General features: G+C 67.4%; 13 protein-coding genes. 3 read left to right on the forward strand and 10 right to left on the reverse strand.

Annotated elements, in window-relative coordinates:
• Nucleotides 1–147 precede the first annotated feature (147 nt).
• Entirely contained in the window at nt 148–378 is a 231-nt protein-coding gene (locus ACFOWZ_RS45415) for a PspC domain-containing protein (protein WP_189255569.1), read from the forward strand.
• A 12-nt stretch (nt 379–390) separates the two neighbouring features.
• Here the strand turns inward: ACFOWZ_RS45415 and ACFOWZ_RS45420 are convergent, their stop codons facing one another.
• From ACFOWZ_RS45420 to ACFOWZ_RS45440, 5 genes are all read right to left on the reverse strand, one after another.
• Entirely contained in the window at nt 391–1758 is a 1368-nt protein-coding gene (locus tag ACFOWZ_RS45420) for a beta-N-acetylhexosaminidase (protein ID WP_382380511.1), read from the reverse strand.
• Entirely contained in the window at nt 1755–2588 is an 834-nt protein-coding gene (locus tag ACFOWZ_RS45425; protein WP_382380513.1) for a carbohydrate ABC transporter permease, read from the reverse strand. Before ACFOWZ_RS45425 ends, ACFOWZ_RS45420 begins: the two co-directional genes overlap by 4 nt.
• Complete coding sequence (locus ACFOWZ_RS45430) at nt 2585–3469, reverse strand: carbohydrate ABC transporter permease (RefSeq protein ID WP_030470905.1); 885 nt, start codon at nt 3467–3469, stop codon at nt 2585–2587. Before ACFOWZ_RS45430 ends, ACFOWZ_RS45425 begins: the two co-directional genes overlap by 4 nt.
• Before the next feature lie 2 nt (nt 3470–3471).
• Nucleotides 3472–4749 carry an extracellular solute-binding protein gene (locus tag ACFOWZ_RS45435; protein ID WP_382380516.1) on the reverse strand — a complete coding sequence of 426 codons (1278 nt, stop codon included), beginning with the start codon at nt 4747–4749 and terminating at the stop codon, nt 3472–3474.
• Between the two features lie 78 nt (nt 4750–4827).
• Entirely contained in the window at nt 4828–5487 is a 660-nt protein-coding gene (locus tag ACFOWZ_RS45440) for a copper homeostasis protein CutC (RefSeq protein WP_382380518.1), read from the reverse strand.
• A gap of 368 nt (nt 5488–5855) precedes the next feature.
• Here ACFOWZ_RS45440 and ACFOWZ_RS45445 point away from each other — a divergent pair, with 368 nt between their 5' ends.
• Both ACFOWZ_RS45445 and ACFOWZ_RS45450 read left to right on the forward strand, forming a co-directional pair.
• Nucleotides 5856–6461 (forward strand): RNA polymerase sigma factor, encoded by a 606-nt coding sequence (locus tag ACFOWZ_RS45445; protein WP_030470908.1) that lies wholly within the window; start codon nt 5856–5858, stop codon nt 6459–6461.
• Between the two features lie 5 nt (nt 6462–6466).
• Nucleotides 6467–6943, forward strand: coding sequence for a hypothetical protein (locus tag ACFOWZ_RS45450; RefSeq protein WP_030470909.1), 477 nt, complete (start codon nt 6467–6469; stop codon nt 6941–6943).
• Nucleotides 6944–7814: 871 nt separating this feature from the next.
• On the opposite strand, the gene ACFOWZ_RS45455 is transcribed toward ACFOWZ_RS45450, so the two are convergent.
• From ACFOWZ_RS45455 to ACFOWZ_RS45475, 5 genes are all read right to left on the reverse strand, one after another.
• Entirely contained in the window at nt 7815–9011 is a 1197-nt protein-coding gene (locus ACFOWZ_RS45455; protein WP_382380520.1) for an HNH endonuclease signature motif containing protein, read from the reverse strand.
• A 449-nt stretch (nt 9012–9460) separates the two neighbouring features.
• Nucleotides 9461–11080 carry a chaperonin GroEL gene (groL, locus tag ACFOWZ_RS45460; protein WP_112262744.1) on the reverse strand — a complete coding sequence of 540 codons (1620 nt, stop codon included), beginning with the start codon at nt 11078–11080 and terminating at the stop codon, nt 9461–9463.
• Between the two features lie 218 nt (nt 11081–11298).
• Nucleotides 11299–12522 carry a serine/threonine-protein kinase gene (locus ACFOWZ_RS45465; RefSeq protein WP_030470912.1) on the reverse strand — a complete coding sequence of 408 codons (1224 nt, stop codon included), beginning with the start codon at nt 12520–12522 and terminating at the stop codon, nt 11299–11301.
• Between the two features lie 68 nt (nt 12523–12590).
• A complete protein-coding gene (locus ACFOWZ_RS45470) occupies nt 12591–12797 on the reverse strand; it encodes a cold-shock protein (RefSeq protein ID WP_030470913.1) in 207 nt (68 codons plus the stop codon).
• 79 nt (nt 12798–12876) lie between these two features.
• The gene (locus ACFOWZ_RS45475) at nt 12877–13518 is read right to left on the reverse strand and encodes an AIM24 family protein (RefSeq protein ID WP_030470914.1); all 642 of its coding nucleotides are present in this window, start codon (nt 13516–13518) and stop codon (nt 12877–12879) included.
• Nucleotides 13519–13555: the final 37 nt, after the last annotated feature.

Genomic DNA, 13555 nt, shown 5'->3' on the forward strand with positions numbered 1-13555 from the left:
TTGTATTCGGGCGGCCGCCCGCGCCTCCAGGGGCCGCCTCAGCCCCGGCTATCGCGAACACGGACCCTGGGAACAGGGCCTGGACTCAGGGTCCGGTTCGGGGTGGTCACCGATGTGCGAGGGCCCGGATTTGACGATTCTTGAGCCATGACGAACAACGTGCTGAACGAAGCCACCAGCCAGGTCAAGAAGCTCCGCCGCAGCCGGAGCGACAAGATGATCGCCGGCGTCTGCGGCGGCGTCGCGAAGATGATCGGTGTCGACGCCGCGATCCTGCGGATCATCCTGGTGGCGGCGACGCTGCTCGGGTTCGGCACCGGAGCGATCCTCTACGTCGCCGCCTGGATCCTCATGCCCGAGGAAGACGCGGCCGTGTAAACCGGACCGTGATCACCGTGGGAAGCCAGGAACACCAGGTAGCCGTTGCCAGGGGTGGGGACCGTTGAGGGGTCGGTACTCCACCCCGAGCGCATCGAGCCTCGGGAGGTGGTGCTCCGCCAGCCGTTGCACGAACCCAGGATCCTTCTCCGCCGGGGACCACACGACCTCGGCGAACGCGGCCAGCCTCGGGAACGCCGCGTAGTCCACCCGCCGGGCCGAGTCGAGGTGCTCGGTCCAGATGTTCGCCTGCGCCCCCAGCAACCGGCCAGGCTCGTCACCCGTGAGTTCAGAAGGCACCGGATCCCACGCGTAGACGTCCTCCAGCGTGGTCACCGTCCCCACCGGGATCGGTTCGTCGAGCGACTCGCTCTGCCGGTAGTCCAGATAAACGTGCTGCTCAGGGCACATCACCACGTCGTGGCCCTCGCGCAACGCCGTCACGCCGCCTTCGACACCGCGCCACGACGCGACGACAGTGCCCACCGGCAGCGGACCGGACTCCAGGATCTCGTCCCACCCGTACGGCCGCCGCCCTGCGCGCACGACGTGCTTCGCGATCGCCCGCACCAGCTCGCCGTCGTGACCGGGCGCCTCGTCGCCGCCGAGTCCGATGAACTCGCACGGGAAGACGTCCATCAGCTCGTCGAACACGTTCCGGTAGAAGTCCACTGTGGATTCGTCCGTGTTGAGCACGCGTTCGTTGACGCCCCAGTCGGTCCAGACGCCGCCGCCGTGCACGCCGAGCTCCGGGTACGCCGCGATCGCCGCCTGTGAATGGCCCGGGACGTCGATCTCCGGGACCACGATGATGTGCCGCTGCCGTGCGTACTCCACGATCTCCCGCAGGTCGTCCTGCGTGTAGAAACCGCCGTGCGGACGGCCCGCCATGCCGCCGGCGCGCCGATCTCCGAACCGCGAGTCCTCGCGCCACGACCCGACCTCGGTGAGCTTCGGGTAGCGCTTGGACTCGAACCGCCAGCCCTGGTCGTCGGTCAGGTGCAGGTGCAGGACGTTGAGCTTGTGCACGGACAGCAGCTCGACGTACCGCAGCACCTCCCGCTTGGGCAGGAAGTGCCGCGCCACGTCCAGCATCACGCCGCGCCACGGGAACCGCGGGTGGTCCACGATCTCGCAGGCGGGGATCACCGACGGTTTTTCGCCCGCCGCCCGGAACGCCTGCGGGCCGAGCAGCTGCCGCAGGGTCTGCAACGCGTTCATCTCACCGGCCGCGTCGTGCGCCTCGATCAGCACGCCCTCGTCGGAGGAGAGCAGCCGGTAGCCGCCGGGTGGACCGTCCACGAGGACGGTCTCCCAGCCGCTGTACGCACAAAGCCTTCCGCCGTCCACATAGGACACGGGGCGCGGGAGGAGGTTCATCCCTTCACCGCCCCGGCGAGTCCGGACACCAGACGGCGCTGCACGAGCATGAAGAAGATGAGCACAGGGATGGTCATCAGGGTGGAGCCCGCCATGATCGCGCCCCAATCGTTCTGGTCGGGTTTGACGAACACCTGCAGCGCCAGCGGCAGGGTCTGGTTCTCCACGGCGGAGATGATGAACGTCTTGGCGAACAGGAAGTCGTTCCAGGCGTGGATGAACGACAGCACCGACGTCGCGACCAGGCCCGGCGCGACCAGCGGGAACAGCACCTGCCAGAGGAACCGGAACCGCGACGCGCCGTCCAGGGTCGCGGCCTCCTCCAGCTCCACCGGCACGGCCGCGACGAACCCGCGCAGCATCCAGATCGCGAACGGCAGGCTGAACGCCAGGTGCACCAGCACGAGCGAGCCCAGGTGGTTCAGCCCGAACGCCGGAACGCTGTCACCGACCGACCGCATCAGGAAGAACAGCGGCACGGTCAACGCCTCCACCGGCACCATCTGCACCACGAGCAGCATGATCAGCAACGTCGTGCGGCTGCGGAACCGGAACCGGGTGAGCGCGGTCGCCGCCAGGAACGAGATCAGGATGCTCAAGCCCACCACGACCAGCGCGACGACCACGCTGTTCAGGAAGTAGCGCCCGAAGTTCGCGACGGTCAGCGCCCGCGTGAAGCTGTCCAGAGTGGGCCGCGTCGTCCACGGCACCGGGTCGGCCGAGATGATCTCGTCCTCCGGCTTGAACGCGGACAGCACCATCCAGAACAGCGGGAACGCCACGACTGCCGCGATCACGAGGACGAATCCCTCGGTCAGCCAGCGCCTCACAGGACCTCCCCCGACCGCCGCAACGCGCGCAGGTAGAACAACGTGATCACCAGCAGCAGCACGGTCATCACGACACCGATCGCCGCGCCCAGGCCGTACTCCGACGCCGCGAACGCCTGCTGGTAGGCGTAGACGTTGAGCACGAGGTTGCGCCCGGCGATGCCGCCGCCGTTGGTCATCACATAGATCTGCGTGAAGACCTTGAAGTCCCAGATGATCGACTGGATCGTCACCACGAGGATGATCGGCCGCAGCAACGGCAGCGTGACGCTCCACGCCGTGCGGAACGCCGACGCGCCGTCGAGTGCCGCGGCCTCCAGCACCTCACCCGGGATCGCCTTGATGCCCGCGTAGAGCGTCACCATGACGAACGGGAACGAGCACCAGATCACCTGGGCCGCAACGAGTCCGAACGCCGTCCACTTGTCGAACGTCCAGGAGAAGCCCTGGATGCCCAGGACCTCGTTGACGAACCCGAAGTTCGCGTCGAACAGGAACAGCCAGATCGTCGACCCGGCGACGGCCGGCGTGGACCACGCGCCGAGCGCCGCCAGGAACAACGTCATCCGCACCCAGGTGCGGACCCTCGTGGCGAGGATCGCGAGAAACGCGCCCACCAGCAGCGTGCCGACCACGCAGACCGCCGCGAACGCGACGGTCTGCCCGAGAACCGTCCAGAACTGCTGGTTCCCCAACAGGTTCTGGTAGTTCCCGAGGCCGAGGAACGTGAGCGGCGCGCCGCCGCTCACCTGCTCCTGGCCGTAGTCGTAGAGCGAGATGAGCACCAGCTGGTAGATCGGGTAGGCCAACAGGCCCGCCAGCACCAGCAGCGCTGGGGTCAGGTAGGCGAACGCGGTCCGCCCCTGACCTCTGGCCGTCATGCTCACGATGCGAAGGCCGCGTTCATCGTCTTGGCGGCGTCCGCGGTGGCCGTGTCGACGTTCTTCGCGCCGGTGACGACCTCCTGCAGCATCGTCGGCACCACGGCCTGCGCCTCGATCTTCGCCCACGCCGGCGTGACGGGGACGAACTTCGTGCCGGACTGCAGGGTCTTCGTGAACGGCTCCAGGAACTTGTCGGAGTCGCTGACCTGCTTCTGCACGTCGCTGAACGTCGGCAGGTTGCCCATCGCCGTGTACATCTTCTGCTGGTACTTCTTCGAGGCGAGCAGCCGCGTGAACTCGTTGGCGAGCGTCTTGCGCTGCGTGCCCTTCATGACGCCGAGCAGGTTGCCGCCGGCGAACGCGGGTGCGATCGAGCCCGAGGTCTTGCCGGGCAGTGGCACGACGGCGTACTTGCCGGCGGCACTGCTGGCGTCGACGGACTTGCGGTTGAAGTCGCCGCCGATGGTCATCGCGGCCTTGCCCGCGCGGAACTGCTCGACGCTCGCGTCACCGCCGTTGCCCGCGCAGGTGGCGGGCGGGCAGATGTCGTCCTTGATCAGCTCGGTGTACTTCGCGACACCGGCCTTCGCCTCGGCGCTGTCGACGGTGGCGGTGAACTTGACGCCGTCCTGCTTCGCGATGTCGCCGCCCTGCGCCCAGATGAACGGCAGTGCCGCGAAGAGGTACTTGCCACCGGCGGAGATGCCGAGCATGTCCGGCTTGCGCTGCCGGATCTGCCTGGCCAGCGGCGCGATCTCGTCCAGCGTGGCCGGCGGCTTGAGGCCGAGCTCGGTGAAGACGTCCGTGCGGTAGTAGAGCGCGCGGACGCCGACGAACCACGGCACGCCGTAGGTCTTGCCGTCGACCTTGGCCGTGTCGAGGATCGTCGGGACCAGGTCCTTGGACTCGCTCCAACTCGACAGATCCAGCTCGGAGAAGCCGCCCGCGGAGACGTAGCCCGCGAGGTCGGTGTTGCCGAACTCGGCGACGTCCGGCGCGCTCTTCGGGTCGCTGAACGCGGCCTTGAAGCGTTCCGCCCGGCTGGACACCTGGATGTACTGGACATCCACGGTGACTCCGCTGTGCTTGCCCTGGAACTCGGAGATCGCCTCCTTGACCACGGCTTCCTTGGGACCGCGGTTGACCTCGTCGAACAGCCACACGCGCAGCTGCCCGGTCTTCTCGTCAGTGCCTGAGCTGGTCGGTCCGGACTGCACCGGTGCGCAGGCGACCACCGCACCCACGCCCAGCACGGTCACGAGTGTCTTCAGCCTCATCGCGCCCTCCGATTGCACATGTTGCAACGACCATTTCACAGGAAGCAACGTGACTGTAGAACGGTCTCAGGCAAGGGTCTAGACCAGACGGTTGACCCATTCGCGAACTGACGCACTCGAGACCGGTTCGTCCCATCCACCGGGCCGCACCGCGCTGCCGACGTGGAAGCCCGTCACGCCCGCGGCCAGCAGTTCCGCGACGTGCCGTTGCTGGAGGCCGCCACCGACGAGCAGCGCGGGCGGAGCCTGGGTGACGAGTTTCTTCAGGTTCTCGATGCCGTCCTCGACACCCTTGGGGCTGCCCGCGGCGAGAACCGTGTCGCAGCCGAGGCCCTGGACCGTCGCCCACGAGCGGAAGACGTCGGCGGAGTTGTCGAGCGCGCGGTGGAACGTCCAGGCGCACCCTTCGAGTTCGGCTACCAGGTTGAGCGTGACGCCCTCGTCGATCTCCCCCTCGGCGTCGAGGAAGCCGAGGACGAACTCCGTGGCGCCGGCCTCACGAAGCTCCCACGCCTGCCGCCGCAGCTGCTTGAGGTTGGCGGGCGCGAACCCGTTGGCGTCCCGAAGCATCACGCGAATCGGCAGATCGGTCGCCGATCGGGTTTCCTTGAAGGTGGCGACAGACGGGGTGAGACCGTCGGAGGCCATGTCGGCGACCAGCTCCAGCCGGTCGGCGCCACCGGCCTGCGCGGCCTCGGCGTCCTTGGCGTTCAGTGCGATGACTTCGAGAATCGACATGGTCTAGACCATAACGGCGATCAGGCGGCCCAGCCCCGCTGTGTGCTTCCGCGAATCGGGAGCCACGCGAGCAGTTCGTGCGTCAGAACCTGTATCTGCTCGCCTGAGTTCCGCTCTGTTCCAGTGAGCGCATTGTTCAGGCGTGGAGCACGCGTCAGCCGGTTCGAGGGGTGCCGGCCGGCGCGGCTCCCAACACTGGCGGCCCGTGATCTTGAGGGGGAATCACGGGCCGCTGGCACGTCCGGGAGAAGATGAGGGCACTGAGGCGGCAATACTGCTCCAATCGAGTGAATTTTGTATCTACCGCCCAGTTAGCCCTTCATGAGTTGGCGGACGGCGCTGACAGGGCGGCCGATCGGAGGTGCTGCATGGACGAGCTGCACACGGCGGATGACCGTCCGCCGTGGGACGGGCTTGAAGGCACCGAAAGGCACGCTGTGTGCGTGGCGGCCGCACGCGAGGGCAACCGCGACGCGATCAACGTCCTGGTGGACGAACTGACCCCGCTGTTGTGGCACGTAGCCCGCGGCCAGGGCCTGGACAGGGCTGCCGTCGAAGACGTCGTGCAAACCGTGTGGCTCGCGTTCTTGAAGAACATCAAGAACATCAACGAGCCAAAAGCCCTGGTCGGCTACCTGGTCGTCACGACGAGGCGTGAAGCACGCCGAACGTGGACACCCAACAAGCGTGAGACCCACCTGTCCGACGAATTCGCCGAACAACTCGAGTCCGACACCGGTCTGCCCGAGGACGTGACGCTGATGGACGACCGCGACCGCCGCCTGTGGCTCGCGTTCGGCCGCCTGACCACGAGGTGCCAGGAACTGCTCCGACTCACCGTGCTCGCGGGGCGCGCGGAGTACCGAGCAGTAGCCGAGGCGCTCGCCATGCCCCACGGCAGCATCGGTCCGACCAGGGGACGGTGCCTGACACTGCTGCGCAACTACCTGGAGACGGAAGGAGGATCGCGGTGAACGAGATCGACCCGCGCGACGACCGCAGGGGCCTTGAGGACACCGCAGTCCTCTCCGAGCTGAATCGTCTGGTCGACGAACTGGACCCGCCACCCGCAGACCTGGTGGACAGGGTGAAGTTCGCGATCGCCCTGGAATCCCTGGACGTCGAGGTCGCGCGCTGGGAGCGAGCCGGCTCGTTCGCCGGGGTCCGCGGAGGGCAGACCGGCACCATCACGTTCACCGTCGACAACCTGACCCTGATGGTGAACTTCACCTCCACCGGGTCTCGGCATCGGATCGACGGGTGGTTGGTGCCTGCCGGGGAGCACACGGTTGAGGTGCGGGTGGCCGATCACAAGTCTTCTTGTACTCGGGCTGATGATGGCGGGCGGTTCGTGCTGCCCGATGTGCCGGCTGGGACCACGCAGATTTTGGTGCATTTGGTGAATTCTCGTGGGGAGCCTGGGCGGACTGTGGTCACACCTACGATCATGCTTTGAGGGTTTTGGCGGATTGAGCGGCGGTTTGAAGGCGGTTTGAACGGCGGATCTGGGGTTTCTGGGGATTGACGGCGGGTGTTGTGCGGGTCGGCTTGCGTTGGAGCGCGCAGGTTCCAGCGGAGGGGTTACCTTCTGCGGTCGTGTCGCCTTGCGTTGGTGGTCGCCTAGGTCGTATGACGAGCCGCGTCATTTCATCGCCGCTTCGCGACGATTGCGATTGGGGCTTGACTTCGGGGCCCTTGCGAGGCGCTGTGTCGGGCGGAAAAGGTCGGATGCTCCGCACCCGCCCGATCCGAAAAGGCTAGCACCTCGCTCCCAAAGTCAAGCCCCAATCGCAAGCGTGCGTAGTCGCGTTTGTTGTTCGGCTTCCGTCATTACCGGTTGCCTGCGTTCGCATAGCCCTGTACGGCTCGGCTTCGCCATCGCGGTTGGTGGGGGTGCTCGGCTTCGCCATTGCCAGCGTTGCGGTGGGAGATCCGGCTCGGCCACGCCATTGCCGTTTACCTTCGCGGAATTGCACCCACGCGGCAGGAGTAGGCGCGGTGCAGGTAGCGCGCGGGAGGAAGAAACGGCCGCCGCCCACGCAGCCGTCGGTCAGTCGGCGGTGGTGACGGTGTCTCGTCGTGGTCAGGCGGCGTTGGCGGCTCGCGGGCGCGTTGTCCAGCCTGGGCGTCGGCGCGCACGAGGCACCTGGCCGTGAACCAGAGCGGCATTCATCAGCCTGCCGCCCTCAGCCACGCGGCCCCCATCAACGCCGCTTCCCTGTGGCCAGACGGCCTTACATCAACACCGCATCCCGTAGCCAGGCGGCCTTCATCAACACCCGCCCTCCCGCAGTCAGGCGGCCTCCGTCAACACCGCCTTGCCGTGGTCAGGCGGTGTTGATCAGGTTGCGTCTCGGCCTTCGTTGCGGGTCGAGCCAGGCCGGTGCGTAGAACGTCGGCATCCCGGTCACCATCCTGACTTCCCACTTGCTCTGGTGGATCAGGGTGTGGTGGTGGCGGCAGAGCAGCACGGCGTTGTCGACGGAGGTGTCGCCGCCGTCGGCCCAGTGGCGGATGTGGTGGGCGTCGCACTGTCTGGGTGGTCTGCCGCAACCGGGGAAGGCACAGCCCCGATCCCTGGTCACCAGGGTTCGGCGGATCGCGGCCGGGAAGGTACGGGTCTTGCGGCCGACGTCCAGCGGCTGGCCTGCCCCGCCCAGGACCATCGGGATGATCCCCGCGTTGCAGGCGAACTGACGCACCTGCTCGGCCGGGACACGATCGCCGTTGTCCAGGGTGGCGTGGCCGACCCTGTTGGCGAGGTCCTCGTAGGACATGGTCAGCGTCAGGGTGACCGGTTCGCCGCCGTGCTCGGGCAACTGGTCGGCGCGCAGCATCAGGTCGATCAGCTCGGCCAGGGCATCGCCTTCGCGTTCCTCGCGGCTGCGCAGGTCCGGGCCCTCGTCGGCGGTGTTCGGGCGGGGCTTGGCCAAGGGGTCGAGCAGCGCCTCGTACTTCGCGCCGGTGACCTTGTCGAGCTTGGCGCGGATCTCGAGTCGCCCGTTCTTCCAGCGCATCCAGTGCTCGTTGCCGGGCGGTGCGGGCTCGGGATCGCGGGGCTCGGGGTCGTTCTGGTAGAGCCGGTAGAGCAGGTCCTCGGCGAACTTGCGCACTTCGTTGGGCTCGTGGTCGCGGGCGTAGTCGACCAAGGGCGCTTCGGCTTCCGCGGGCAGCGTTTCCATGGCCTTGGCGACCACCGCGACGTGCTCGATCGACAACGCGCCCTCCGCCACTGCCACGGCAGTGGCCGGGAGTTCGGGCTGGAGTTCGCTGCCGGTCGGTGTGATCGCCCCGCTGAGCAGCCCGGCGTTGGTGACCCATTTCTTGGCGGTGGTGAGATCCCAGCGGACCGCGTGCCGCAACACCTGAGCCAAATCCTTGTAGCCGAGCTCGCTGGCGGCTCCGCGCCGATCCAACTCGGCGATTTCCTGCATCAGCTCGTTCTCGCGCACCCGAATCTCCGTCACCTTGCTGACGACACTGCGAAGCAGCTCGTCGGTGGAGAGGAGTCGGGTTTCGATCACGTGTTCTAATCTACCGCAAGATCACGGCAAGATAACGGGAAAAGTGGAACACGATAGGGTGAACCAACCAGCCGAGCAACGTTATCCGCGAAGCCGCAGGCAAGCGGCGAGGGCGAAGCCGAGCCGAATCGGGCAATCCCAACGCAGGCAAGCGGTAATGAGGCGAGCCGACCAACAAACGCGACCACGCACGATTGCGATTGGGGCTTGACTTTGGGTGCGAGGTGCTACGCTGGTTGGATCGGCCGGGCTCTTATTGCCCGGCTTTTTAAGGCCGATGAGCGCCTCGCAAGGGCCCCGAAGTCAAGCCCCAATCGCAATCGTCGCGAAGCGGCGATGACGCAACCAAAGCTCGTCATAAAACAAACGCAACCACGCTGGAACAGCAACCAAAAGGCCCGGCCCCACCAACAGGTGGAACCGGGCCAATCAGTTCAAGCAGCCGGACCTCAGAAGTCCATGCCACCAGCGTCCGGCGCAGCCGGAGCAGCGTTCTTCTCCGGCTTGTCCGCGACAACAGCCTCAGTCGTCAGGAACAGCGCGGCGATCGAAGCAGCGTTCTGCAGCGCGGAACGGGTCACCTTGGCGGGGTCGATGATGCCCGCGGCGACCAGGTCCTTGTACTCGCCGGTCGCGGCGTCCAGGCCCTCACCAGCCGGCAGGGACTTGACGCGCTCGACCACGACGCCGCCCTCGAGGCCGGCGTTGATGGCGATCTGCTTCAGCGGGGCCTCGACCGCGACCTTGACGATGTTGGCACCAGTGGCCTCGTCGCCGGTCAGGCGCAGGCCCGCGAAAGCGGCCTCGGCGGCCTGGAGCAGCGCGACGCCACCACCGGCGACGATGCCCTCCTCGACGGCGGCCTTGGCGTTGCGGACCGCGTCCTCGATGCGGTGCTTGCGCTCCTTGAGCTCGACCTCGGTGGCCGCGCCCGCCTTGATGACGGCGACGCCGCCGGCGAGCTTGGCGAGGCGCTCCTGGAGCTTCTCGCGGTCGTAGTCGGAGTCCGACTTCTCGATCTCGGCGCGGATCTGGTTGACGCGACCCTGGATCTGGTCGGCGTCGCCCGAGCCCTCGACGATGGTCGTCTCGTCCTTGGTGACGACGACCTTGCGGGCCTTGCCCAGCAGCGAGATGTCGGCGTTCTCCAGCTTCAGGCCGACGTCCTCGGTGATGACCTGGCCACCGGTGAGGGTGGCGATGTCCTGGAGGATGGCCTTGCGGCGGTCACCGAAGCCCGGGGCCTTGACGGCGACGGACTTGAAGGTGCCGCGGATCTTGTTGACGACCAGCGTGGCCAGGGCCTCGCCCTCGACGTCCTCGGAGATGATCAGCAGCGGCTTGCCGGACTGCATGACCTTCTCGAGCAGCGGGAGCAGGTCCTTGACCGTGGAGATCTTGGAGCCGAACAGCAGGATGTACGGGTCCTCGAGGACCGCTTCCTGACGCTCGGGGTCGGTCACGAAGTAACCGGAGATGTAGCCCTTGTCGAAGCGCATGCCTTCGGTGAGCTCGAGCTCGAGACCGAGGGTGTTGCTCTCCTCGACGGTGATGACGCCTTCCTTGCCGACCTTGTCCATCGCCTCGGCGATGAGTTCGCCGATGGTGGGGTCAGCGGCGGAGATGGACGCGGTAGCAGCGATCTGCTCCTTCGTCTCGATCTCCTTGGCGGCCTTCAGGAGCTGCTCGGCGACGGCCTCGACGGCCTGCTCGATGCCGCGCTTGAGGCCCAGCGGGTTGGCGCCGGCGGCCACGTTGCGCAGACCTTCGCGCACCAGAGCCTGGGCGAGGACGGTCGCGGTGGTGGTGCCGTCACCGGCAACGTCGTCGGTCTTCTTCGCGACTTCCTTGACGAGCTCGGCCCCGATCTTCTCCCACGGGTCCTCGAGCTCGATCTCCTTCGCGATGGAGACGCCGTCGTTGGTGATCGTCGGCGCACCCCACTTCTTCTCGAGCACGACGTTGCGGCCCTTGGGGCCGAGCGTCACCTTGACGGCGTCAGCGAGGGTGTTCATACCCCGCTCGAGACCGCGGCGGGCGTCCTCGTCGAACGCAATCATCTTGGCCATTGCGGTGTGTTCCTCCGCCTTTGTGGATTCTGGGCCACTGCGGGCCGGCAAAGCCCACAGCGGAACACGGTGCAGTGGCCAGGACCGGTGCCCGCGACGGACGACCCCCGGAGGGGCCTCACCTTCCCAGCCTCACTGCTTTGGCACTCGACTCAGCCGAGTGCTAGTTCGTGTTTAGCACTCGGGCACGTCGAGTGCAAGCGAACCCCGGGCGAACGTCAGCGTGAGGTGCGCACCGGCACAGAGGTGGGCAGCGGCTTCTTCGAGGCGGACCCGTCCTCGAGGTTCAGCGTCGGTGAGGAGTTCGTCTTGGGCTGACGTGCGGGCTCGTCGCGCGGCGTCAGGATGAGCACCACGATGATGATCACCACGATCGCCGCGGCGGCCGCGATGACCGGCGCGAACCACGCCGGGCGCTCCTTCTTCGACGACGTGAACGCGCTCACGCCCACCTGGTTCGGCGGGCGCAGCCGGACCGGGTCGGACAGCGGCTGCTGCTGGTAGCCGCCCTGGTACGGCGCCTGCTGCGCGGCCATCGGGCCGGACATCGGCGACTGCACGGGGATCGAGCCGGACGGGGTTCCGAGTTGAGCGGGAGCCGAGCCCTGCGCGACCCCGGCGAGAGCGACGCGGGCCGCGTTGACCAGCTCGGCGCAGTTCGCGTACCGCTGCGACGGGTCCTTCGAGGTGCCCTTGCGGATCACGTCGTCGATGGCCGGCGGCAGCGCCACGAGCTGCGAGAGCGCGGGAACGGTCTGGCCGAGGTGGCCCTGGATGACCTCCTGCACACCGCCCTGGAACGGCGGGCGGCCGGACAGGCACGCGAACAACATGCAGGCCAGCGCGTACTGGTCGGTGCGGCCGTCGACGGGCTCGCCGCGCAGGTGTTCCGGCGCCGCATAGGTCGGCGAGCCGAGGAAATCACCCGTTCGGGTGCGGTGGCCGGTGGCGCCGCGGCGGGTCAGGCCGAAGTCGGCGACGTAGACGTGCTCGCGCGAGCCTTCCTTGGTCGTCACCAGGACGTTGGCCGGCTTCACGTCGAGGTGCACGAGCCCCTTGCCGTGCAGCATGTCGAGGGCCTCGGCCACCTGCGCGAGCAGCGTCAACGTGCGCGCAGGGGTGAGCGGCCCCTCCTTGATGTGACCGGAGAGGTCCTGGCCGTCCACCAGCCGCATGGCGATGTACAGCAGGCCGTCGACCTCGTCGAAGTCGTACAGCGGCACGATGTTCGCGTGGTCGATGGCGGAGGTGTTGCGCGCCTCGTCGACGAACCGCTCGCGGAACTCCGCGTCGGGCGCGAGGTGCTCGCCGATGACCTTGAGCGCGACCTTCCGGCCAAGCCTCACGTCCGTGGCCTTGTACGTCACGCTCATGCCACCGCGGCCGAGCACGCCGTCGATCCGGTAGTGCGCGATCCGCCGTCCGCTCAGGTCCTCAGACACGCGAGGCAGCCTAACGCGCGCCCAGATCGCCGTGCTCCGGGTTGGTCCAAGCTGTGATCAGAAGTGGCCTAGCCGGCGCGGCGCACGTCCGATGCCTGGCTGCGTCCGTCCCGTCCGGCCTGCACCTCGAACTCCACCCGGTCGCCCTCAGACAGCGTCCGGAAGCCTTCCATCTGGATAGCCGAGTAGTGCACGAACACGTCGGGCCCGCCGTCGGTTGCGATGAAGCCGTATCCCTTTTCGGAGTTGAACCACTTGACGGTACCGAGAGCCAAGGCGTCCTCCTTCAGACCACGCAAAGAGCAGAACGCAACGCTAAAAGAAGAGGAGTCACTCGGATACCTCCTTACGGAGTCATGAACTCCAGCTGACTCCGTTGGCGCGCAACCAGGTGGTGAGCCGGCGAGGACCCCGAGTCTGGGTCAGCACGGCACCGGGACCGGCGAAGTCGAACACCAGGCCCTCACCGGTGTGAATGGATTGCACGCCATCTGGCACGGATGGGCGAAGACGGCATTGCACGGTGTCCGCGAACGCCACCACGTGATCGCTGCTGATGGTCACCGCCTCCCCCGCCTCCAGCGTCACCAGGTCGAGCGCGCCGCAACAGGCGAGCACCACCGCGCCCTGGCCCTGGGCGTAGTTCAGGAAGCCCTCTCCGCCGCCCAGCAGCGCCTGCAACGGCGGCGCCTCCGGGTTCATCGCCACCGTGCTGCTCGACGCCACCCAGGACAGCCGGTACAGCAGCCACCCGTGCGTGCCGTCGAGCTCGACGAGGTGCAGATCACCCGGCAGCACGGGCGCCGCGTCGATCCAGCCGCCCTCCGCACCGGCCGTGCACAGCGCGACGGCTTTGACGCCCGTGCCCTTCACCTCGACCGCGAGCCCGTAGCTCGTGGCCGCGATGGTCAGCGGGTCGGCCAGCACCATCTCGCCGGGCGCGAGCACGAGTCTCGCCACGCCGAAGTTCGGTGTGTGCCTGGTCCGGACCTGCACGAACAACACCTCCGGGGAAGAACTCGGCCCAGCGATC

The organism is Lentzea rhizosphaerae, assembly GCF_042649515.1.
GTDB classification, from domain to species: Bacteria; Actinomycetota; Actinomycetes; order Mycobacteriales; family Pseudonocardiaceae; genus Lentzea; species Lentzea aerocolonigenes.

Coding starts and splice junctions, on each gene's coding strand:
- ACFOWZ_RS45415 (WP_189255569.1), top strand. CDS start 148: ATGACGAACAACGTGCTGAACGAAGCCACCAGCCAGGTCAAGAAGCTC.
- ACFOWZ_RS45420 (WP_382380511.1), bottom strand. CDS start 1,758: ATGAACCTCCTCCCGCGCCCCGTGTCCTATGTGGACGGCGGAAGGCTT.
- ACFOWZ_RS45430 (WP_030470905.1), bottom strand. CDS start 3,469: ATGACGGCCAGAGGTCAGGGGCGGACCGCGTTCGCCTACCTGACCCCA.
- ACFOWZ_RS45435 (WP_382380516.1), bottom strand. CDS start 4,749: ATGAGGCTGAAGACACTCGTGACCGTGCTGGGCGTGGGTGCGGTGGTC.
- ACFOWZ_RS45440 (WP_382380518.1), bottom strand. CDS start 5,487: ATGTCGATTCTCGAAGTCATCGCACTGAACGCCAAGGACGCCGAGGCC.
- ACFOWZ_RS45445 (WP_030470908.1), top strand. CDS start 5,856: ATGGACGAGCTGCACACGGCGGATGACCGTCCGCCGTGGGACGGGCTT.
- groL (WP_112262744.1), bottom strand. CDS start 11,080: ATGGCCAAGATGATTGCGTTCGACGAGGACGCCCGCCGCGGTCTCGAG.